The sequence below is a fragment of the Candidatus Methylomirabilota bacterium genome (assembly GCA_028870115.1).
GTDB lineage: Bacteria > Methylomirabilota > Methylomirabilia > Methylomirabilales > Methylomirabilaceae > Methylomirabilis.
Genome location: JAGWQH010000103.1, coordinates 62,817 through 83,162, shown reverse-complemented (window position 1 = coordinate 83,162; position 20,346 = coordinate 62,817). Strand labels below are relative to the sequence as shown.

17 protein-coding genes and 1 pseudogene are annotated in these 20,346 nt (G+C 59.4%); 7 read left to right on the top strand and 11 right to left on the bottom strand.

The window, feature by feature from the left end; all coding sequences use genetic code 11:
* Positions 1–183: 183 nt before the first annotated feature.
* Genes KGL31_12615 through KGL31_12605 form a run of 3 tightly spaced genes read left to right on the top strand, consistent with a single transcriptional unit; the run spans position 184 to position 3,153 of the window.
* Entirely contained in the window at positions 184–1,512 is a 1,329-nt protein-coding gene (locus tag KGL31_12615; GenBank protein ID MDE2322732.1) for an Nramp family divalent metal transporter, read from the top strand.
* A 34-nt stretch (positions 1,513–1,546) separates the two neighbouring features.
* Entirely contained in the window at positions 1,547–1,789 is a 243-nt protein-coding gene (locus tag KGL31_12610; GenBank protein ID MDE2322731.1) for a hypothetical protein, read from the top strand.
* Between the two features lie 50 nt (positions 1,790–1,839).
* Positions 1,840–3,153 (top strand): carbohydrate porin, encoded by a 1,314-nt coding sequence (locus tag KGL31_12605; protein MDE2322730.1) that lies wholly within the window; start codon positions 1,840–1,842, stop codon positions 3,151–3,153.
* 15 nt (positions 3,154–3,168) lie between these two features.
* On the opposite strand, the gene KGL31_12600 is transcribed toward KGL31_12605, so the two are convergent.
* From KGL31_12600 to KGL31_12590, 3 genes are read right to left on the bottom strand one after another with little or no spacing between them, the layout of a single operon-like run.
* Entirely contained in the window at positions 3,169–6,243 is a 3,075-nt protein-coding gene (locus KGL31_12600) for an efflux RND transporter permease subunit (protein ID MDE2322729.1), read from the bottom strand.
* Positions 6,240–7,376, bottom strand: a complete 1,137-nt coding sequence (locus tag KGL31_12595; protein MDE2322728.1) for an efflux RND transporter periplasmic adaptor subunit — start codon at positions 7,374–7,376, stop codon at positions 6,240–6,242. Before KGL31_12595 ends, KGL31_12600 begins: the two co-directional genes overlap by 4 nt.
* A gap of 53 nt (positions 7,377–7,429) precedes the next feature.
* Positions 7,430–8,686, bottom strand: a complete 1,257-nt coding sequence (locus KGL31_12590; protein MDE2322727.1) for a TolC family protein — start codon at positions 8,684–8,686, stop codon at positions 7,430–7,432.
* Between the two features lie 600 nt (positions 8,687–9,286).
* Between KGL31_12590 and tatA the strand changes: the two genes are divergently transcribed.
* Both tatA and tatC read left to right on the top strand, forming a co-directional pair.
* The gene (gene tatA / locus KGL31_12585) at positions 9,287–9,574 is read left to right on the top strand and encodes a twin-arginine translocase TatA/TatE family subunit (protein ID MDE2322726.1); all 288 of its coding nucleotides are present in this window, start codon (positions 9,287–9,289) and stop codon (positions 9,572–9,574) included.
* On the top strand, positions 9,567–10,367 hold the full coding sequence (gene tatC / locus KGL31_12580) for a twin-arginine translocase subunit TatC (protein MDE2322725.1): 801 nt from the start codon (positions 9,567–9,569) through the stop codon (positions 10,365–10,367). The genes tatA and tatC overlap by 8 nt, the downstream gene beginning before the upstream one ends.
* 37 nt (positions 10,368–10,404) lie before the next feature.
* On the opposite strand, the gene KGL31_12575 is transcribed toward tatC, so the two are convergent.
* The 8 genes and pseudogenes from KGL31_12575 to KGL31_12540 form a co-directional block, all read right to left on the bottom strand.
* The gene (locus KGL31_12575) at positions 10,405–11,007 is read right to left on the bottom strand and encodes a DUF47 domain-containing protein (protein MDE2322724.1); all 603 of its coding nucleotides are present in this window, start codon (positions 11,005–11,007) and stop codon (positions 10,405–10,407) included.
* 105 nt (positions 11,008–11,112) lie between these two features.
* Positions 11,113–11,763: pseudogene (gene phoU / locus KGL31_12570) on the bottom strand (phosphate signaling complex protein PhoU).
* Positions 11,764–11,771: 8 nt separating this feature from the next.
* Complete coding sequence (locus KGL31_12565; protein MDE2322723.1) at positions 11,772–12,518, bottom strand: phosphate ABC transporter ATP-binding protein; 747 nt, start codon at positions 12,516–12,518, stop codon at positions 11,772–11,774.
* Between the two features lie 242 nt (positions 12,519–12,760).
* Positions 12,761–14,380, bottom strand: coding sequence for a phosphate ABC transporter permease PstA (gene pstA, locus KGL31_12560; protein MDE2322722.1), 1,620 nt, complete (start codon positions 14,378–14,380; stop codon positions 12,761–12,763).
* Positions 14,377–16,572 carry an ABC transporter permease subunit gene (locus tag KGL31_12555; GenBank protein ID MDE2322721.1) on the bottom strand — a complete coding sequence of 732 codons (2,196 nt, stop codon included), beginning with the start codon at positions 16,570–16,572 and terminating at the stop codon, positions 14,377–14,379. The genes pstA and KGL31_12555 overlap by 4 nt, the downstream gene beginning before the upstream one ends.
* Positions 16,572–17,555, bottom strand: coding sequence for a phosphate ABC transporter substrate-binding protein PstS family protein (locus tag KGL31_12550; protein ID MDE2322720.1), 984 nt, complete (start codon positions 17,553–17,555; stop codon positions 16,572–16,574). The genes KGL31_12555 and KGL31_12550 overlap by 1 nt, the downstream gene beginning before the upstream one ends.
* A gap of 175 nt (positions 17,556–17,730) precedes the next feature.
* A complete protein-coding gene (locus KGL31_12545; GenBank protein ID MDE2322719.1) occupies positions 17,731–19,311 on the bottom strand; it encodes a hypothetical protein in 1,581 nt (526 codons plus the stop codon).
* A gap of 18 nt (positions 19,312–19,329) precedes the next feature.
* Positions 19,330–19,548, bottom strand: coding sequence for a hypothetical protein (locus KGL31_12540; GenBank protein MDE2322718.1), 219 nt, complete (start codon positions 19,546–19,548; stop codon positions 19,330–19,332).
* 259 nt (positions 19,549–19,807) lie between these two features.
* On the opposite strand from KGL31_12540, the gene KGL31_12535 reads away from it, so the two are divergent.
* Positions 19,808–20,011: an AbrB/MazE/SpoVT family DNA-binding domain-containing protein gene (locus KGL31_12535; protein ID MDE2322717.1), complete on the top strand. Its 204-nt coding sequence runs from the start codon at positions 19,808–19,810 to the stop codon at positions 20,009–20,011.
* The gene (locus KGL31_12530; GenBank protein ID MDE2322716.1) at positions 19,965–20,288 is read left to right on the top strand and encodes a hypothetical protein; all 324 of its coding nucleotides are present in this window, start codon (positions 19,965–19,967) and stop codon (positions 20,286–20,288) included. Before KGL31_12535 ends, KGL31_12530 begins: the two co-directional genes overlap by 47 nt.
* The last annotated feature ends 58 nt before the right edge of the window (positions 20,289–20,346 follow it).

The following is a 20,346-nucleotide window of genomic DNA, read 5'->3' as shown; positions in this document are numbered from 1 at the left end:
GTGAAGGCGGCCTCCTGCCGATCTTTTCACTTTCCCGTACAGTATCACGCATTCTGATAGTTGTCCGGGCGCGTTGCGGCGCCTGCGGGCGGACCTCTGCCCGGTCCTGTCCGCCGACGGTCGCAGCCGTCCCTGGTACGGCCGGCATCCGCTTGGACGCCAGCCTTGGAAGGAGACGGGCTCATGACCACGGAAATCCTGACAACTCCACACGGTGGCCTCGACGCACAGGCGCGCCCCGTGCCGGGCTATGTCGTCAAGACGCCATGGGCGCGGAATCTTCTGACCTTTTTCTTGGTGTCCGGCCCAGGCCTTATCGTGATGGAGGCGGACAACGACGCGGGGGCGGTCTCAACCTACATCCAGGCCGGCGCCCAATACGGGACCTCACTCCTCTGGCTTCTCCTGGTCCTCCTGCCCTGCACGTACTTCGTGCAGGAGATGGTTGTGCGCCTCGGTATTGCCACAGGGAAGGGGCATGCAGCCATAATCTACCGGCGGTTCGGCAAGTGGTGGGGCCTGTTCTCCCTAGTCGATCTCGAAGTGGTGAACTTCCTGACGCTGGTCACCGAGTTCGCTGCCATCGATCTAGCGCTGAGGCAGCTCGGCGTGGACCCGCGCATTGGCGTGCCGTTCGCCGCCCTCGCGCTGATGACCATAGTCCTCACCGGAAGCTACCGGCGCTGGGAGCGGGTGGTCGTGGTCCTGTGTCTCCTGGATCTCACCTGGTTCGTGCTGGCCGTCTGGGTGAAGACGCCCCTCTGGGCAGTGCTGCATGGCGCGGTGCCGAGCCGTCCGCCGGGACGTCCCACCGCCGACTACATATTCCTGGTGATCGCCATCGTTGGGACGACGATTGCCCCTTGGCAGCTCTTCTTCCAACAGAGCTGCATCGCCGACAAGCGACTCCGCTTCGCCGACCTGAAGTGGGCGCGGCTGGACACGCTCGTGGGGGCGGTGTTCACGATCCTGGTTGCCGGCGCCATGATGCTGGTGGGGAACGCCTCCAGGCAGCACGACCTGGCCTTCGCGGATCCCGCCAAGATGGCGACGGACCTAGCCCCCAGCCTTGGCGTGGCATTCAAGACAGGCGTCCTACTTATGATGATCAACGCAGCGGTGCTGGGAACGACCGCCATCTCGCTCTCGAGCGCCTGGGCGTACGGCGAGAGCAAAGGCTGGGCCCACAGCCTCCAGCTCTCCCCACGCGGGGCTCCGGGGTTCTACGCGGTCTACCTCTGCTCCGTGGCCGCCGCGGCCGGGATCGTCCTTATCCCCGGGGTGCCCCTCCAGCTCTTCATCCTCGGGGTGCAGGTGCTGGCCGGGATCATGCTCCCCTCGGCCATCATCTTCCTACAGTTGCTCCTCAACGATCGGGAGGTGCTGGGAGAGCAGTACGCGAACAAGCGTTGGAACAACTGGGTGAACTGGACGATTATCGTCGTCCTGTTCGTCCTCTCATTAATCTTGGCGGCCCAAGTGGTCGCCCCTCGCCTCTTCCCATCGGCCTGAGGCGCAGAGAGCCAGTTTACAGGAGGAACGCACTATGGCCTTGCTGCGACACACCGTGACAGTCGACCCCGAGATGGGGACCATGCCAGAGAATCACTACCTGGTGATCCACCCGCTGGACGACCGTCCGGAGACTAAGGTGGACACGGAGTCTCTAGGCCGTATGCCCATGACGCGAACCGTCCGGATCTCCCTTTTAAGTCTTAGGGCGTACCTTCTCGTCATGGGTAGCTTGGTGGCGTACCAGTTTATCCATCTGGCTGGTTTCTTCAAGTAAGCGGTGGAGAGGCATGGGTCCGGACCTATACGACCAACCTCAAAGGAAACATGATCACAAACCTCCGCAGGACCATTCTGATCACATACGCCCTGCTCGCTTGCATCCTGCCGACGCTGGCCTCGGCGCAGGAGCAGGATTGGAATTGGCATGTGCAAAATACGGACGTCGTCCAGTGGCATCCGCGGTTTCCTGCCAGGTTCTCCGGACCGCAGAGTCTAAGTAAGACGAGTGCGGCCGAAGAGACCGTATCGGTGGATCTGTACGGGGGGATTCGGTTATGGGAAGGGGCGGAACTGCACGCGGATGGGCTGATGTGGCACGGGTTTGGCCTGAGCGATACCCACGGTGTGGCCGGCTTCCCGAGCGGCGAAGCCTTTCGGATAGGAACCGGCTTGCTCAAAGGGACGCTGGCGCGTCTGTTCGTGCGCCACACCATTGGGTTGGGCGGCGAGCAGGAAACCGTCGAGGACGACCAGCTACAACTGGCTGGCACGCGGGATGTGTCCCGGATAACGCTCACACTGGGGAAGATCAGCGTAAAGGACCTTTTCGATGGCAATGCGTACGCCAACGACTCGCGTACCCAGTTCCTGAATTGGAGCCTGATGGCGAACGGGGCATGGGATTACCCGGCCGATACCGTTGGGTACACGATCGGGTTCGCCGCTGAATTGAATCGCCCGCTCTGGGCGGTGCGGTATGGAATCTTTGAGGTACCGAAGCACCTCAATGGAGAGGCGTTTGACCGACACCTTCTGAAGGCTTGGTCTATGGTGACGGAGATCGAGCGCCGCTACGCCGTAGCGAGCCATCCAGGGACGGTTCGGCTACTCGCGTACGTTACGCGAGCGCACATGGGCAGGTATCAGGATGCGCTCAATGCCCTCACCCGGCCCGCGGACACCACCCCCTTTCGGAGGGGCTATCACAGCAAGTTCGGCGTCGGAATGAATATGGACCAGGAGCTTGTCAAGGGGGTTGGGGTGTTCATGCGGCTGGGGTGGAGCGACGGGCAGACCGACTCGTGGATGTTCACCGACGTGGACCGCACCGCCTCGCTCGGCCTGAGCATCAAGGGGCGATTCTGGAAGCGCCCGGATGATACCGTCGGTGTGGCGGGCGTCTTCAACGGTATTACCAGTGTTCACCGGAAATACCTCGCCGCGGGAGGATTAGGAATTCTTGCCGGAGACGGCACGTTGTCGTACGGCGGGGAGCGGCTTACGGAGGTGTACTATGACGCAAACCTCTGGAAAAGCCTCCATGCCGCGTTGGATTATCAGTTCATCGTGAACCCGGCCTACAACCGCGATCGCGGCCCGGTCTCGGTCTTCGGTATGCGAGTGCATTGGAGTTACTGATCGGCGTAGCAGCCTTCAGGTAGTTTGACGCTCGCGGCGTTCCTGCCGCCGCGCCAGCAGGGCGTAGACAGCCGGCAGCACCAGCAATGTGAGCGCCGTTGATGAGATTAAGCCTCCAATGACCACGCGCGCCAGCGGCTGCTGGATCTCGGCGCCGATTCCGTGCGACAATGCCGCCGGCAGAAACCCGATGACCGCCACGATCGCGGTTACGATGATCGGTCTGAATCTGATCTCACACCCCCGGAGTACGGCATCGCGGAGCGATAAGCCCTCTTCTTCATAAGCTCGATGGATCCATGAGACCAGCACGACACCGTCCAGCACGCTCACGCCGAAGACCGCGATGTACCCGACCGCTGCAGAGATGCTGAAGTTGGTGTGCCAGAGGTATAAGGCCAGCGTGCCACCGATGAGCGCAAACGGCAGATTCAACATAATCAGCAGGGCGTGACCGATGGACTGGAACGTGCCGAAGAGTAGGATAAAGATGATAAAGATCACCAGCGGTACGATGATATACAGGCGCGCGAGCGCCCGCTGCTGATCCTCGAACCGCCCGCTCCACGTCATGTTGTAGCCTTGAGGTAATCTCACGGCCGCGTCTACCTTATGCATGGCTTCAGCCACTAGACTGCCCATGTCACGTCCTCGGACAGACCACTTGATCGCCACTCGCCGAATGTTGCCCTCGCGCAGAATCTGGACTAACCCATCGGTCTTGCCGATCTCGGCGAGTTGACCGACCGGAACGCGCTCCCCGTTCGGCGCGCTGATCGTCAGGCTTCGTACGTTTGCGAGCGGATCTCCGCCCTGCGAGAGCCGCACCGCCAGATCGAAGCGCCGTTCGCCCTCGAACACCACTGTAGTCGTTCGGCCTTTGGTAGCTGCCTCGATCGCATCCTGCACGTCCTGGACATTGATCCCGTAGCGGGCTGTCGCGCCTCGATCCACCACAACCTGAAGCTGCGGCTGACCCACGAGATGATCGAAGTCCAGGTCTGCCACGCCGCGAATGCCGCTCAGTACGCCCACGATCTCTTTTGCCTTAGTCTCCAGCACAAACAGATCAGGGCCGTATAGCTTGATGGCCAACTCACCTTTGACGCCTGCCATCGCCTCGTCCACATTATCCTTGATCGGTTGCGAGAAGTTCGTTGTGATGCCGGGAATGCTCGCCAGCGCTCCGCTCATCGCCTCGATGAGTGCCTCCTTGTTCTTGACGGTCCACTCTTCCCTGGGCTTGAGCGCGAGGTAGAATTCGGCGTTGTCCGGACCATTCGGATCGGTTCCATCGTCAGGCGCGCCTAGTTGGGACACCACCGTACGCACCTCCGGGAATACGAGGAGCCGTTCACGAATCTCATGTGTGTATGGGCGAGCGCCTTCGAGCGAAATTCCGACAGGGAACTTGACTCGTAGCCAGATGTCGCCTTCGTCGAGCTCAGGCAGAAACTCCTTACCAAGCGCTGCAAAGACCAGCAACGCCAGCAAAAGCAGGCCACCTGCGCTGAGCAGTGGAACGAGCGGGCGGTCGATACACCACCTGAGCGCGGGCAGGTAAGCTCGCCGAAGCCAGACCAGGAGTGGGCTTTCGCGCTCCGATGGCGGACGGTGGAAGAGGAGTGTTGAGAGTACGGGGATCACCGTTAGTGTTAAAAGGAGTGAGCCGATGACGGCGAGTGAGATGGTGACGGCCATCGGCTGGAACAGTTTTCCCTCTATCCGCTGAAAGGTGAGGATCGGCACATAGACGGTCATGATGATCAGCACAGCAAAGGTCAAGGGCTTCGCGACCTCCATGGCGGCCTGCTGGACTCCATGCGTGCCTCTCTGCCCTGTCGATCTGTGCTCGCTAAGATGGCGGAGAATATTCTCCGTCATGACGACGGCGCCATCAACGATGATGCCAAAGTCGATCGCCCCGAGCGACAGCAGGTTGGCCGGAATGCCGCGCAGATCCATGAAGATGAAGGCGAACAGGAGCGAGAGCGGGATCGTAATTGCCACGATACATGCCGCCCGCAGGTTGTAGAGAAAAAGCGAGAGCACCAGGATCACGAGCGCTGCGCCCTCAATGAGGTTACGCATGACGGTGGTCACGGTCGTATGCACCAGCCGGTCGCGACTGTAGTAGGGGCGCATCTGGACACCGGGAGGCAGAAGCTTCTGAATCTCCTCGATCTTTTTCCGTGCGCCCTCAATAACCTGCCCGGGGTTCTCGCCCTTCCGCATGAGGACAATGCCTTGCACGAGATCGTCTTCGTGGTCGCGCCCCAGCATGCCAAAGCGGATGGCGTGGCCGATGCCGGCCTGTCCGATATCGCGGATACGGACCGGTGTACCCCGTTGGGCGGCTACGACGATATTCTCGATGTCGCGGGTGGACTGGATGAGACCGATGCCACGCACCATCAGCGCGTACTCGCCTTGGGGGATATAGCTACCGCCGGCATTCGCGTTGTTGGCGGAGACGGCGTCAAACACCTGCTTCAGTGTCAGGTTGTAGGCGCGAAGTCGCGCCGGATCGACGGTGATCTGGTACTGTTTGATCCCGCCGCCCCAGGAGACGACATCTACCACGCCTGGGACCTTTCGGAACTCTCGTTCAAGCACCCAATCCTGAAGCGCTTTCAGTTCTACCAGCGGCATCGTCTTCGATTCGAGCGTGTAGCGGTACACTTCGCCGATGACACTCGACAATGGCCCGAGGCTAGGCTTGGCGTCCGGAGGAATCTCCGCCTGCGAGAGACGCTCCTGCACCTGCTGCCGGGCCCAGTAGTTGTCGGTGCCGTCGGCGAAAAGGACCCGGATATTCGAGAGCCCGAAGATCGATGTGGAGCGCAAGAACGTGATCTTCGCGACGCCATTCAGCTCCTTTTCGAGCGGGATGGTGATGTGACGCTCAACCTCCTCGGCCGCATGGCCAGGCCAGAGCGTAATAACGTCAACCTGGACATCTGCGACATCCGGATACGCCTCGATCGGCAGCCGATAGAAAGACACGATCCCACCGACTGTCAGTAAGAGCGCGAGCGCCAGCGTGATAAAGCGCTGATGCAGCGCAAAGGTGATAAGGCGCCGGATCATTTGGCTGTCTTCTTTAGAAGGATGCTGCCGGTGCTGACCACGCGGTCCTGGGGGGTGACCCCATCCAGAACTTCAACAGCACCGTCAAGGTCGACGCCGACCTTGACCTCGCGCCGGTCGTACTCGTCCTTCCCTCTGGCGATGAGCACGAATGTCTCACCATCCTCGCGATGAACCGCGCTCTGGGGCAACGCCAGGACGCGAGCGGAGCCGGTCAGGATGGCGACCTTCACGAACATCTCCGCCTTGAGCGCGCGTCCTCTATTCGGAACCACCACGCGGACTTTGACTGTCCGCGTTTGGGGATCGACCGAATCGCTGATATAGGTCACCTGGCCCTCGTACCGCTCACTGGGGCAGCAGGCCAGCGTCACTCCCGCCGTCTGTCCGACGCGGACCTTCGACACATCTGGCTCGTACACGTCAGCCAACACCCACATGGTGCTGAGATCGGAAATGAGGAAGAGATTGGGCGGAGTATCAGACTGACCGTACGCGACCACCTGTCCCGGGATGACGTTCCGCTCGACAATGACGCCGCCACGTGGCGCTGTTACAACGACCGTCGTCGACGTATCCGTCCGCGCCGCGATGTCGTTGAATTGCGAATCCGGGACACCCAGGGTTCGCAGGCGTGAGGCCGACCGCTCCTCTTCGACCATAGCTTTTCGATAGTCGTTCTCCGTGTCGCGAAGCTCCTTCTGTGCAATAGCTTTTACTTGGAACAGCTCACGGGCGAGTGTGACGGCCTTTTCGGCGTGCTCGAGGTCAGATGCGGCCTTGGCATAATCCGACTTGGCGGTGCCGAGATCGGGACTGTCCAGCACCAGGAGCCGGTGGCCTCGCTCGACGATGTCGCCGGGGTGCGCCAGGACTTCAGAGGCACGGCCTGTTACCGGGGCGTTTACCCGGACAAGTCGCTCTTCGTTAAACTGGACCTTTCCCGTTGTTTCGAGTACCTGCTGGCGGGTTCGGTATTCTGGCGAAGTGATCTTCACGGTCTCTACCGCGGCGTCGGGAGACTTTGGTTCGGGTGCCGGCTTCGCAGGCGTCCCCGGCGATGTGGACGAGCCGTCGCCGCACGCGGCACACAATATTGTCACAAGCAGAAGAGGGAGGAAACGAAAGCGCATACGCATTCTCCAGTGGGCTGCAGCCCCGGTACGAAGACGAGTATGGGCGTCGGTCATTTGGCTACATCCATTCCTACCACCGCATTAAGCTGGTGAAGGTTCGTCAGGTAGGTTGCCAGCGCCTGGCGGTAAGCCAATTGTACGCCCCGATAGGTTCGCTCCGCTTCAAGCAGGTCCAGGATAGATGTCCGACCACTCTTGTACGCAAACTCGGCGATCTCCCTGGACTCCTTGGCCCGGTTGAGATAGACCTGTTCGTAGAGCCGAACCCGCTCCCGGCTGGTCCGGAAGGCGGCATAACCCACCTCCACGTCGTTGCTAATCTGGTTGCGGACAGCCTCAGCAATCGAGGAGGCGCGGATCGCCTCCGCTCGGGTCCTGGCAATCTCTCCCTGATTTCGGTCGAAGATGCGGAGCGGGAAGCTGAAGCCAAAGCCGACGTGGTTCTCTGTGGGGCCTTTTGGAAAGCCCGGCCAAAGCCAGGTGGGCACGTTTGGTTCCGTGTGGTGGTAGCCGAGCGTCAAGGAGACGTCGGTATAGCTATTGGCAATGGCCAGCCTGATGTCCGCCTCCGTCTTCTTCTTCAAGGTTTCGACTGAACGGAGGTCCGGCCGGTTACGGAGGGCAAGCTCGTTCAAGTCGGCCAGCGACATGTCGAACGCTCTGAACTGGAGTTCGCCTTCGATCTCGAACTCCTCAGCCAGCTCCGGAGTGGCCAGCAATGTCTTCAAAGTCGTCCTGGCCGTTTTCAGGGCCAGGGTCGCGTCTTGTACGTCGTTTTCAAACTGGAGCTTTTGGAGCTCGATCTTTAGCAGATCGGCCCCCGCGATGTCGCCCTTCTGAAACCGGATCTTGTTGAGGTCTTCTACCTCCCGATAATTCTTGAGGTTCGCCTGGGCCAGCTCCAGGTTTGATTTGGCCAGCAGGGCGTCCGTAAACGTCTTTCGTACTAAGAACACGAGACCTCGTCGGACGTCGGTAAAATCGCTCGTAGCAATATCGGTGGAGAGCTTCGCGCTGTCAATCCGACGCCCGCGTTTACTCCCACGCTCAAAGAGCTGGGTCACGGCAGCGGTAAAGTCTTCCGACTCATTGGAGAACACCGGATTCGGATGGAGCCCAGCAGTCACCTCGTTGGCCTTGGCGGAGACGATGCCCAATGACTGTGCTCGTAGCGTCGGGTTGCGCTGGAGCGCTAGCTCCACGGCCTGTTCCAATGTCAGGTTTCGGATCTCGGCGGCGGTCGCGTAGAGAGGCAACATGATAAATGCGAGGGCCGCCGCCCATAGAAGGGGGCGGAATAGCGTCATCTCGACCTCCTTTTCCTAACGGGTCGTAGCACTCAAAAACAAAACTGGATATTGAAAACGGAGGTTAGGCTGAACGTTGTGCGGGTTCGCTTCCCTGTGCGGAGGATGCGGACTCCGGCTGGGTCGCATTACGGGTGTGGACTATGCGGTAGCTGGGTGTTGAAGGAAGCGTGGGGCGAGACGCGAGAGAATTGTAGTGTATCGCGGTGAACAAGAGACCGCGCAAGGGTCCTGGCGGCGGAGCAGGAGTATTGGCCGTGGGAGACTTGATCTCTCCGCCACAGTCTGGCATTACTGCCTCAAAGCCACAGACCGGCGCGTGTTGCCTGAGTTGAGACCCGTCGATGTCCAGCAGATCAAAGAGGACATACGAGGAGATGGCAATCATGCACACAGAAAAGATTATGAAGACATGTCGGAGGCAGAAGCGCCGCATATCAGGTCCCTTCATCGATTACACCGTAATCTACACCATTGCGCATGGCTGTCAAGCCCTTTTCAGCTCCCATCCAATAGGTGCGCTTGACTTTCCTACAGGTCGAGAGTACGCTTAGTTTCGAGCCGAGGAGAGCGTGTCAACACTAATGAGGAGTTCGTGCGATGTTCGGAATGGGAATGCAGGAGCTGATCGTTATTTTTGTCATTGCGCTCTTGGTCTTTGGTCCCAAGAAACTGCCCGATCTGGCTCGATCGCTGGGTCGAGGCGTGGCGGAGTTCAAGCGAGCTTCTGAAGAGCTGAAGGAAGGACTGTCTGCCGAGCTATTGGCAGAGGAGGAGAAGGCGGAGGCGCCGCCTCAGCAAACGCAGCAAGCCGTCAAGGCCGAAGCGCCTCCAACTGTAGGCCAGGAGGAAAAGCCGAAGGGACCGCACGAGACGCGGAATGTCTGATGAGAAGATGTCGTTTGTCTCCCACCTGGAGGAGCTCCGGAAGCGGATTATTATCGCTCTGGCAGCCGTTGGGATTGGATTCATCGTTACGTTTAACTATTCGGAGACGATCCTCCGTCTCCTGAAACGCCCGTTAACGACCGATCTGGTCTTCTCCCGCACCTACCCCTTCTTACGATCTATTCCACGCCCTGGTCCTCCCGTCGATCTGATCTTCCTGGCGCCTGCCGAGGCCTTCTGGATGCACATGAAGATTGCCCTTTTTGCCGGTCTCTTGTTAGCCCTGCCAATCATCCTTCATCAGACCTGGAAATTCATTGCACCGGGCCTGCTCGCCCATGAGAAGCGCTATGCCCTCCCATTCGTCGTGCTGGCCACCGTCTTCTTTATGTTTGGTCTGCTGTTCTGCTTCTACTTTGTTCTTCCGTTCGCCCTGAACTTTCTCCTGACATACAAAACAGAAAACCTGAAGCCAATGATCTCCATCGGCAACTACATGGACTTCATCACAAAATTTCTGTTAGGCTTCGGACTAGTTTTTGAGCTTCCGCTGGTGATCGGGATCGCCGCCAAGATGGGGCTGGTGACGCCCCAGTTTCTCTCCAAGAACCGGAAATACGCCGTCCTCATTAACTTCACGATTGCCGCCATCCTGACCCCTACCCCGGACGTCTTTAACCAAACGCTGATGGCTTTACCGATGTGCTTGCTCTACGAGGTTGGGATTCTGGCCGCCCGCATTCTGGTCAAGAAACCGGCGGTCGCCTCGCAGGAGGCGACGGAAGGAATCTAAGGCGTTCCAGATTACAGGTTAGACGAGTGGCTCCGACTCATGCATGCTTGAGGGCGATCGTTTCGACCACGTTGGCCACATCCTCACAGCGGTCGGTCACACCTTCGAGCAATTCGTAGATCTCCTTCCACTTGGTCACCTCGAGGATCGGTCGCTCTCCTTCGAACAAGCCGGTGACCGCACGCCGGTACAGATCGTCTGCCTCGTTCTCCAGCCGATTGATCTCCACGCAAATCTCCTCCACTCCGACGAATCTTGGCAGGTCCCCAATTGCTTTCACGATCTGCTCAGCCGATGCCATAATGAGGGCCACCATTTCTCGGGATTCGGGCGTCGGCTGTTCGATCTTGTAGAGCACCATCCTCGAGGCGGTCGCTTCGATGAAGTCTACCACATCATCGAGGGCTGATGTCAGCGCGTGGAGGTTCTGCCGGTCGATGAACGGGATGAAGGTCTGATTCAGCCTCTTCATGATCTGGTGGGTGATTGCGTCTCCCTCGTGTTCGGCCTCCCTGATTTCCCGCCACTTTCCCACGGGATCTGCATAGTCCTCAAACATGACCTGCAGGGATCTGGCGGCCTCGAGGAGATTGTGCGTAGCGGATTCGATCAGGCTGAGAAACTCGCGCTCTTCCGGCATCAGCCTGTGGGCCGCAAGAGCCGCCTCTCGATCAACTCCTGGAAATTCTGGTGAGATACCGGCCGGGCGTCGTAAGCCCTTTCGTATCTCCTTGTCGCCGCGCTCCCGGACATCCTGTCCCCGAACGATATAGACGATATCCTCTGCAATATTCGTCGCATGATCGGCGATCCGCTCGAGATAGCGCGAGATGAGCACCAGGTCTAAGGCCCTGGGGATAGTAGTGGGATCACTGATCATATAGCTGAGGAGCTCTCTGAAGATCTGGTCCCGCAAGAGATCGACGGAATCATCCGACTCGATGACGATCCTTGCCAGCTCCGGGTCGCGAGCAACAAAGGCATCCAGGCTTTTCTTCACCATCTCCTGGCAAAGCTGGGCTATCCGCGGGATATCGATAAGGGGCTTCAGGGTCGGCTGCCTGATGAGCGACATGGTCGCCTGCGCGATGTTGACTGCCAGGTCACCGATTCGCTCGATGTCGCTGTTGATCTTGATGGCTGCTGCGATGAAACGGAGGTCGCTAGCCATTGGCTGCTGAAGGGCCAAAAGGGTAAAGCACCGCTGATCGGTTTCGATGCACTGCTGATCCATCTCCTCCTCGTGGGTGAACACCTCCTGCACCAAAGCCTCGCTCCGATCCATCAACGCCTTGACGCTCTTGACGATCATCGTCTCGGCCAGACTGCCCATCGCCAACAGGTGTTCTCTCAGTTCCTGTAGTTGCTCATCGAAATGCCGATGTATAGTTTTCATCTGTTGTCCTAGCCGAACCGGCCCGTAATATAGTCTTCCGTCTGTTGCCTGGAGGGTTTCACGAAGAGTTGCCTGGTGAGATCGTACTCGATCAACTGGCCGAGGTACAGGAAGGCAGTGTAGTCCGAGACCCGGGCCGCCTGCTGCATATTGTGGGTGACGATCACGATCGTGTACTGTTGCTTCAAGTCGGCCATCAGCTCTTCGATCTTTCCCGTTGCAATCGGATCCAGCGCGGAGCAGGGCTCGTCCATCAAGAGGACCTCCGGTTCGACGGCAATGGCCCTGGCGATGCAGAGGCGCTGCTGTTGTCCCCCTGACAGGCTGAGCGCGCTACTGCGCAGGCGATCCTGGACCTCGTTCCAGATGGCGGCTGCCCGCAGACTCCTTTCCACGATCTCGTCCAGCGTCGACTGCCCGCGCACACCGAGGATCCTCGGCCCATAGGCGACGTTATCATAGATCGTCTTTGGAAAGGGATTCGATTTCTGGAAGACCATACCGACCCGCTTGCGAAGCTCCGTGATTTCCAGGGCCGGATCATGGATATCGATTCCACCGATCCGGATGGTCCCGTTGACTGTCACTCCGTCGATGAGATCGTTCATGCGGTTCAGGCATCGCAGCAGCGTCGTCTTCCCGCACCCCGATGGCCCGATGAAGGCCGTGACCTGATGCTTGGGAATATCGAGACTGATATCCTGGAGGGCGAGCTTCTCTCCGTACTTGAGGGTCAACTTCCTGATTTCGATCATCGGCTCCGTTGTCATCGTCGGTTTTCACAGTCCAATTGAAATCTCATGGTGCTACACCATTCCCACCGGTGGAGTGCCTCACAATTACCGTTCGTGCTGAGCCAGTCGAAGCATGAACGGAACGCCATAATAAGATTTACCCTTCGACAAGCTCAGGGCGAACGAAACTGTAAAGCCATTACTGAGACACTACACCAGGCGCCGCTCACCGCCTTCTATATCATAGAGCATTTCCTCTATCTCTAGAACGCCGAAGACGCGTATTTTTTTCGCAGACGGTTCCTGATCAGGATCGTTGCCAGGTTCAAGACCAGGACGACCAGGAGAAGAAGGAGCACGGTCGTGTAGACCATCGGCCTGGCGGCGTCCACATTGGGCGATTGAAACCCGACGTCGTAGATGTGAAATCCAAGGTGCATGAACTTGCGCTCCAGATGCACGAACGGCCAGACGCCATCGATCGGAAGGGATGGGGCGAGCTTGACCACCCCGGTGATCATAAGTGGCGCGACCTCCCCGGCCGCCCTGGCCATGGCTAGGACAAGTCCCGTGAGGATCGAGGGCATGACCGTCGGCAGGACGACCCGCCAGGTTGTCTCGAACTTCGTGGCGCCCAGCGCCAGCGAAGCCTCACGCATCCCTGGCGGGATAGCCGCCAGCCCCTCCTCCGTGGCCACGATGACGACCGGGACGGTCAGGAGCGCAAGGGTCAACGAGGCCCACAAGATCCCTCCGGTCCCGAAGGTCGGGGTCGGGAGCGCTTCGGGATAGAAGAGCCGGTCGATACTTCCCCCGACGAGGTAGATGAAAAAGCCGAGACCAAAGACCCCGAAGACGATAGACGGGACGCCGGCCAGGTTATTCACGGCGATCCTGACCGTACTGACCAACACCCCTTGTTTCGCGTACTCCCGAAGGTAGAATGCCGCCAGCACACCCAGCGGTGCGACGAGGAGGCTCATGATCATCACCATCATCACTGTGCCGAAGATGGCGGGGAAGACGCCACCCTCGGTGTTCGATTCCCTGGGATCGCCGGAGATGAACTCCCAGAGCCTGGACAGATACACGCCGCTCTTGGGCCACACTCCCATCGAGTTCGGTCGGATGATTCGCACGATCTGTTGAAGCGGCAGTTCCGTCTCCTTGCCGCCGATGACCGAGACGATGAGCGTCTGTCTGGAGATCTGGCGGATCGTGGCGAGTCTCGCCTCCTGTTCGCGGTACTTGGCTGCCCAACCCTCCATCTCCTTGTCGAGCCGTGCTGCTTCTGAACCTCCCTCTTGCCCCGAGAGCGCCAGCTTCTTGAGCTTGAGGCGGATCTTCTCCTGGGCAGCGTTGATCGCCCCGATCTCTTTTTCCTCGATTCGCCTGATCTCCTTGAAGGTCGATGTTGCGTTCGGAAGGAGGGGCTGAAGAGCGTTCCAAGCCGCCTCAGGCCCCCGCGCTACGGTATGCTCGTGGTCCCGAACCTCCTTAATAAAGCCATAGAGATCGCCCCACTCCCGTCGCTCGATGAGGACAGCCTCCGTAGGGAAGTCGCGGCGAACGATCGCGGCCTCCTCGACCCAGACGAAGTCGGCGCCGTACAGGTCACGATTGCCGACCTTGACCTGAATCCGGTTGCGCGTGGGGGTTCCAGGGGGTGCGTCCGGTTGCGGGATCGCCTCCCGTTGCGTCACCTGGCCTAATAGCTCCGTGCCGTCTGATAACGTCAGGTGCACAAGAGGCGATGGCCAAAAGAAGCCCAGCCCGTTGAGCAGCACCAGGAGGACAAGCCCGGCCACCATGAGAAGGCTGACGGTTAAAGCCCCTCCAGTGAGCCAGATGAATGGATCACCGCTCTTCCAGAATCGCTTCATAGAGAGCGATACCTTTTCCGGAGCTTCAGGCGGACCAGTTCGGCCAGGGTGTTCACGATGAATGTCATCACGAAGAGCAGGAGGGCTGCCAGGAAGAGGATCCGGAAGAGCGTCCCGCCCTCAGGCGCTTCAGGGAGCTCTACGGCGATGTTGGCCGAGAGGGCCCGAAAGCCGTTGAAGATGCTCCAGTCCATCACGGGAGTATTCCCGGTGGCCATCAGGACGATCATTGTCTCGCCCACCGCCCGTCCGAAGCCGATCATGATGGCGGAGAAGATCCCCGGGCTTGCCGTCGGCAGGACGACCCTCAGCGCAGTCTGCCACCGGGTGGCGCCAAGCGCGAGTGAACCGGCTGCAAGGTGTTGAGGCACGTTGGAGAGCGAATCCTCGGCAATGGTAAAAATGATCGGGATGACGGCGAAGCCCATGGCGATGCCCACCACCAGGGAGTTTCGTTGATCATAGGTAAGCCCAAGGACACTCAAGAGCCAGCCTCGATAGTCGCCTGAAAGCAACAGGCGCTCGACTGCTCCACCGAGCTGGAAGGAGATCCAGCTTCCGAGGATCACAATCGGGATGAGCAAAGCGACCTCGGTGCCCGCCTTGACTCGACTGCGGACACCGATAGGAACGAATCGCCAGCAAAAGACCGCGATCAGGATGAGGAGTGTGATCACGATCGGCATGAGGAAGAGGCCGGGAACGATCTTTTCGACGAGGGGCGCAAGCCAAAGGCCTGCCAGGAAGCCCAGGACGACGCTCGGAAGCGCAGCCATAATCTCTACGGTGGGCTTTACGATTCCTCTGAGCGTCGGGTGCATGAACTGGGAGGTGTACAGGGCGCCCAGGAGCGCCAGCGGGATCGCAAAGAGCAGGGCGTAGAATGTCCCTTTGATCGTTCCGAAGATGAGCGGGGTGAGGCTGAACTTTGCCTCAAAGTCGTCGGTTCCTCCCGTGGACTGCCAGACATAGGCCGGCGCGGGGTACCCTTCGTACCAGAGCTTTCCGAACAGGCTCCCCCAACTGATTTCGGGGTGGGGGTTCTCTACGATCCAGTGTGAGAGGCCCCCCTTCGCATCAACCGTTATGACGCCGTCGGCCTTGGGGGCAAAGGCGGCCGCGCGTAGTCCCTCTTGTCCGGCCTTAAGCGTCAGCAAGGTCTTCCCCGTGGTTCCATAGTGGATATGGATGATGCCGGAGGCGTCCGCTGTCACAAACCCCTTATCGCGGCGGGACGGGGCGAAGGCGATAGCGGGCCCTGTGTGGGGCAGAAAGTCATGGACCTTCGTCAGGCGCTGCCCTTCGCCATTCGCCTGCACGAACTGCCAGGAGCTGACGCCACCCATCGTATCACCCACCACCAGGGTACGGTCCCCGATCAGGAACCCCATCGCGCTTACGCCGATCCCTGGTCGGATCGTGGCAGCGGTGATGCCGGCAACCTTCGGATCGCTCGGGTTTCTGAGGTCGACTCTGATGATCTGGCCGGACGAGGTACCGGCGAACAGGTTCTCGCCGCGACCATCAAGGATGAGCTGAGCGATCTCCCCCTCGACCGGCAGAGTGAGGCGTTGGTGAGACTCTTCCTTCGTGGATGGACCGATCAGGGCCTTCGTCTCCTTCACGGTGACGAGGACGATAGCTTTTGGACCGACGGCAGCCGCTATCATGGGCCCGTTAGGGGTAGAAGCGTAGGCGAGTCGGACGAGCGGGTGCCGCTCCGGATCGACTGCGATCTGGTCGCCGGCCTCTAATTCGACTTCGATGCGGCGCCTTCCTTCCGGGAAGGTGACCGAGAATCTGACCTCAGCGGGGATTGCGCGCCCATCCGAGAGTCCCAGTGCGAACGGGCCTCGTCCCATGCTCGATGTCCCGACGACCGTAGCGCCGTGCAGCCCATGGAGCTGGTTGGATGCCAGCGACGTTCCGTCCTTGACGGAAGTGAAGTGTACGCCGGAGGCTGTCACGACGTACACGATCTCGCGGTATTCGTCCACCCCGACTGCCAGCGGGGCCGAATCGAGCCTCGTAGTGAGCACTCCCAGGAGCGCCGCTGTGGGCTTCCTGAAGAGGGGATAGACCTCGGCGACAATGACGAACAGGATGGCCAGAATGGAGACGATGATCGCCGCCCCCCCGAGCGTGACAACCCAACGGGCGAGGCGATCCAGGAGGAGGCGCCGCGCAATCATTAGAGCGCCTTACTCAGCTCTTCCTTGGCAACAGAGTTCGGGATCGGAAAGAATCCATCCTTAATCACGACCTCTTGCCCTTCCTTCGAGAGTACAAGCCGAATAAACTCACTGGTTAAGGGGTCAAGGCGCTTACCTGGCGCCCGATTGACATAGATGAACAAAAATCGTGACAGCGGGTACTTCCCGGAATAGGCGTTGGCCGCAGTGGCCTCGGCGCACGTGCCGCCTTCTTTTTCGGCCAGTGGAACGGCGCGCACGCCGACGGTGGTGTAGCCGATACCACTATAGCCGATGGCATAGCGGTCAACGGCCACCCCCTGGACCACCGAGGCCGATCCGGGCTGCTCTTTCAGCTCATCCTTGTAGTCGCCATTCTTCAGCGCATGCTCCTTGAAGAACCCGTACGTCCCGGAGGCCGAGTTTCGACCAAACAGACTGATCGGGCGATTGGCCCAGTCGCCGGTCAAACCGAGCTGTCCCCACGTCTTGATGTCCTGCTTGTGACCGGAGCGTCTGGACTTGGAAAAGATGGCGTCCACTTGTGCAAAGGTCAGACACTTAATCGGGTTGTCCTTATTCACAAATACGGCCAGGGCGTCCACGGCACTGCGAAGCCCGGTCGGCTTGTAGCCGAACTTCTTTTCAAAGGCATCGATCTCGGTCCCTTTCATGGGACGAGACATGGGACCGAGCTGCGCCGTTCCTGAGATTAGCGCCGGCGGAGCCGTGGAGGAGCCTTTTCCCTCGATCTGGATCTTCACATTGGGGTAAAACCTGTTGAGCTTTTCGGCCCAGAAGGTCATGAGATTGTTCAAGGTATCCGATCCGACACTCGAAAGGTTGCCCGAGACGCCGCTGGCCGCCTTGTAGTGTGGAAGTGCCGGGTCCACCTTGAGCACTTCGGCCATGCCCGGCACCGACCAAAGCGAAATGGTACCGACAATCAGCGCGAGAAGTACCGACAAAATCAGCCTGTTCATTCGTGGTGCGCCGTTTTTCATGATTGTTGTCTCCTTTCCTCTAAGAATTGTACGAAAGAGACTGTGACGGTAACGTTAGCAGAAAGCGCAGACAACATCTTCCAGAGCGCGATGAATCATGTCCTGGTAACATTCTTAGACGGCGTGACAGGCGGCTGCTGCGTCAATCGGTCGATTAGAACTTGACCATCAGCTCGGCGATCCCCTCATGGACGAGCTCGCCTCGCGTGTTATTGCTGATCCCGATGACATTGTTATGTGGTCGAACGTCGGTCATGATGTAGTTGGCCCGGAGCCAGACAACGGGGTTGACATACCAGGTCAGCCCAAGGGTGTTGGAGCGCATCTCCATCGGCTGCTCGGAGGTACCCGCCGCAGGAGTGAATGTGCTGCGGCGGGCATCGACCCGCAGGTGCTCGTAGCGGTCGATAGCCAGCAGGCCGTTGCGCTTGTTGCCGAAGACCCAGTAGCCGACCGACCCGAACCCGCCCTGCATGATAAGATTATCGAGATTCGTGCCGTTTGAGCCTAAGGCGTCGCGCTCCTGGGAGGCGTAAAGGTACTCGCCTTTGAGCACAAACGGGTAGAAGTTGTACACGAGGTCGCCGCCGCCGGTGACGCGGTTTCCGTTGATCCGAAAGCCGTTCTGGTTGAAGCCAATGGGGCCGCTGCCATCACCCGCCATTTTCCACCCGGTCGCCTGAGTCGGGTCGAAGATGTGATAGTTACAACCGGCAGTAGCACAGGGCGTCGTTACGCCGTTTTGATCGGCTGCACCTTTGCCGTTCACCATCCGGAAGGAGCGGTGATCGGCATTCAATCCGATGGTGAGATTCCCGACGGGCACCGGGGGCGAAAAGGCCAATCGACCGGCGAACTCCTTGTCGCCGTCATTGTCGATGCCCTGTGGGCACTGATCGAGCCGTCCGCAACCGTTAAAGATCCCCACGGCATAATAGAAAGGCATGTTCATGATGGGGAGGTTGAGATTACCCGAGACGAGGGCGCCAAACTGTATGTCCGGGGCTAGCGCCCTGGAGACGACCGCCCGCTCGGCGAAGTCCAGGTCGTTAGAGGAGCTCATCATCTCGATGTCGAAGAAGTCCCTGATCTGCCCTACCTTCACCTTTGCCCAAGGGGCATACGTGTAGCCAGTCCAGAACAGATCGATCCGTGTGCCCACTACGCCGGCGCCGTTACCGGTTCCGGAGAGGCTTCCAGGTTTGGGACCGGTGCTCGCCGTCGCCAACTCCATGTAGTAGTCGAAATCTTTGAAGATCTCTCCTCTGACGATGATTTCGATGCGGCGAGCCTTAAATGTGCTCGGGATGTGCCGGTTCTTCACCCCTGGCAGTACGGTTGATGCTTGGTACGCAGCCGGGAACCCTGCTTCATTCCGCGACCCCTCTGCAATGAACCAATGCTGCAGGTACCCCTGCAGACGCAGTCGGAACTGGTCGTCGGCCGACTTCAGGTAGAACCCCGTCCCGGGCTCAAACCCGGTGAGCAGTGACGATGCCGCGGTCTCGGCGGCCCTCTTCTCCACATCCATTACGCGCCGGTCCGTCTCTGCCTGTTGCGCGGACCGCTCCTGCCGTAGCCGGTTCATCTCCTGTCGCAACTGCGTGAGTGACTTCTGTTGATCCTCATACCTCTGTTCGAGATCCTGTAACTTATCGGCCCACGCGCCAACCGGCATGAGCAGCAGGCAGCAAGCTATCACGATTCCCTGGACCGATCTCTCTCTCAGACTCATCATCTCCCCCTTTGAGTGTCAAGCCGCTCGTTGTTGCCTGCCCGTTCGGCGAATACTGATGAGCAGCGCCTGTCCTTCCCTGTCGTACGCAATCCGTTCGATAGTCCCATCGATCGGGCTCAGCACAAATTGATCATCGAAATACGGAGAGAAGCCCAACAGGTAACCCCTCTGTACCTCGCCCTTTGCGACCAGCCGGTCGTAAGAACCCGAATCAACCTTCAAGGTAATCAGCATGTCATTCTCCTTTTTGAAGGACATCCTAACGACCATTTGTTACGACCGTATGAAGGATCGATGACGCCAGAGTAAATTTGAGGCTTCTCGGATCACTATCTCAGTGAGCGTGGAAAGGGGACCAATTGGAGGAGAAGCGACGGACCGCATTAATTAGGCATCGACATTGACTCATAACGTGGTATTTGTGTAGTATGTCACTCACGATAGAAGACACACCGCATGGAGTGCCCACATCGGGAAAGGCGCGCGAGTGGTCATGCCGACCGCGCTCCGTGACGCCCTTGCGCTCCGTCCTGGGGATCCTGTGGTCCTAAGGATCGAAGAGGCCACGTTGCGCCTGATCCCGATCCGGCAGGGCATTGCTGAGGCACAACGCTGCGTTCGCCAGTATATCCCGGCGGATGCCGCCCTTGTTGACACACTGTTACGCGAGCAACGACACGAGGTGCAACGCGAGTAAGGCCGTCTTCGATGCCTCTGCGCTCCTGGCTCTGTGGAATCAGGAGGACGGGGCTGAAGGGGTCGTCCCGCTCCTTGCGGACGCCGCGATCTCCGCGGTCAACCTTGTTGAGGCGGCCGCACGTCTGGCGCTGGCAGGGATCCCGGAGGCCGCCATTCGAGAGACTCCGGCTCTCCTCCCCCTGGAGCCGGTCCCGTTTGACGACGAACAGGCTGTCCAAGTCGGTCTGCTCGTCCAAGCGACCAGAGCTTCAGGGGGCTGTCACTGGGCGCGATAGAGTCAGGCTCGTTTTCGCCAAGCTTCTGAATGCGACAGCCATCCGGCAGTTGAAATAG

Coding starts and splice junctions, on each gene's coding strand:
- KGL31_12615 (MDE2322732.1), top strand. CDS start 184: ATGACCACGGAAATCCTGACAACTCCACACGGTGGCCTCGACGCACAG.
- KGL31_12610 (MDE2322731.1), top strand. CDS start 1,547: ATGGCCTTGCTGCGACACACCGTGACAGTCGACCCCGAGATGGGGACC.
- KGL31_12605 (MDE2322730.1), top strand. CDS start 1,840: ATGATCACAAACCTCCGCAGGACCATTCTGATCACATACGCCCTGCTC.
- KGL31_12600 (MDE2322729.1), bottom strand. CDS start 6,243: ATGATCCGGCGCCTTATCACCTTTGCGCTGCATCAGCGCTTTATCACG.
- KGL31_12595 (MDE2322728.1), bottom strand. CDS start 7,376: ATGCGCTTTCGTTTCCTCCCTCTTCTGCTTGTGACAATATTGTGTGCC.
- KGL31_12590 (MDE2322727.1), bottom strand. CDS start 8,686: ATGACGCTATTCCGCCCCCTTCTATGGGCGGCGGCCCTCGCATTTATC.
- tatA (MDE2322726.1), top strand. CDS start 9,287: ATGTTCGGAATGGGAATGCAGGAGCTGATCGTTATTTTTGTCATTGCG.
- tatC (MDE2322725.1), top strand. CDS start 9,567: ATGTCTGATGAGAAGATGTCGTTTGTCTCCCACCTGGAGGAGCTCCGG.
- KGL31_12575 (MDE2322724.1), bottom strand. CDS start 11,007: ATGCCGGAAGAGCGCGAGTTTCTCAGCCTGATCGAATCCGCTACGCAC.
- KGL31_12565 (MDE2322723.1), bottom strand. CDS start 12,518: ATGATCGAAATCAGGAAGTTGACCCTCAAGTACGGAGAGAAGCTCGCC.
- pstA (MDE2322722.1), bottom strand. CDS start 14,380: ATGAAGCGATTCTGGAAGAGCGGTGATCCATTCATCTGGCTCACTGGA.
- KGL31_12555 (MDE2322721.1), bottom strand. CDS start 16,572: ATGATTGCGCGGCGCCTCCTCCTGGATCGCCTCGCCCGTTGGGTTGTC.
- KGL31_12550 (MDE2322720.1), bottom strand. CDS start 17,555: ATGAACAGGCTGATTTTGTCGGTACTTCTCGCGCTGATTGTCGGTACC.
- KGL31_12545 (MDE2322719.1), bottom strand. CDS start 19,311: ATGAGTCTGAGAGAGAGATCGGTCCAGGGAATCGTGATAGCTTGCTGC.
- KGL31_12540 (MDE2322718.1), bottom strand. CDS start 19,548: ATGCTGATTACCTTGAAGGTTGATTCGGGTTCTTACGACCGGCTGGTC.
- KGL31_12535 (MDE2322717.1), top strand. CDS start 19,808: ATGCCGACCGCGCTCCGTGACGCCCTTGCGCTCCGTCCTGGGGATCCT.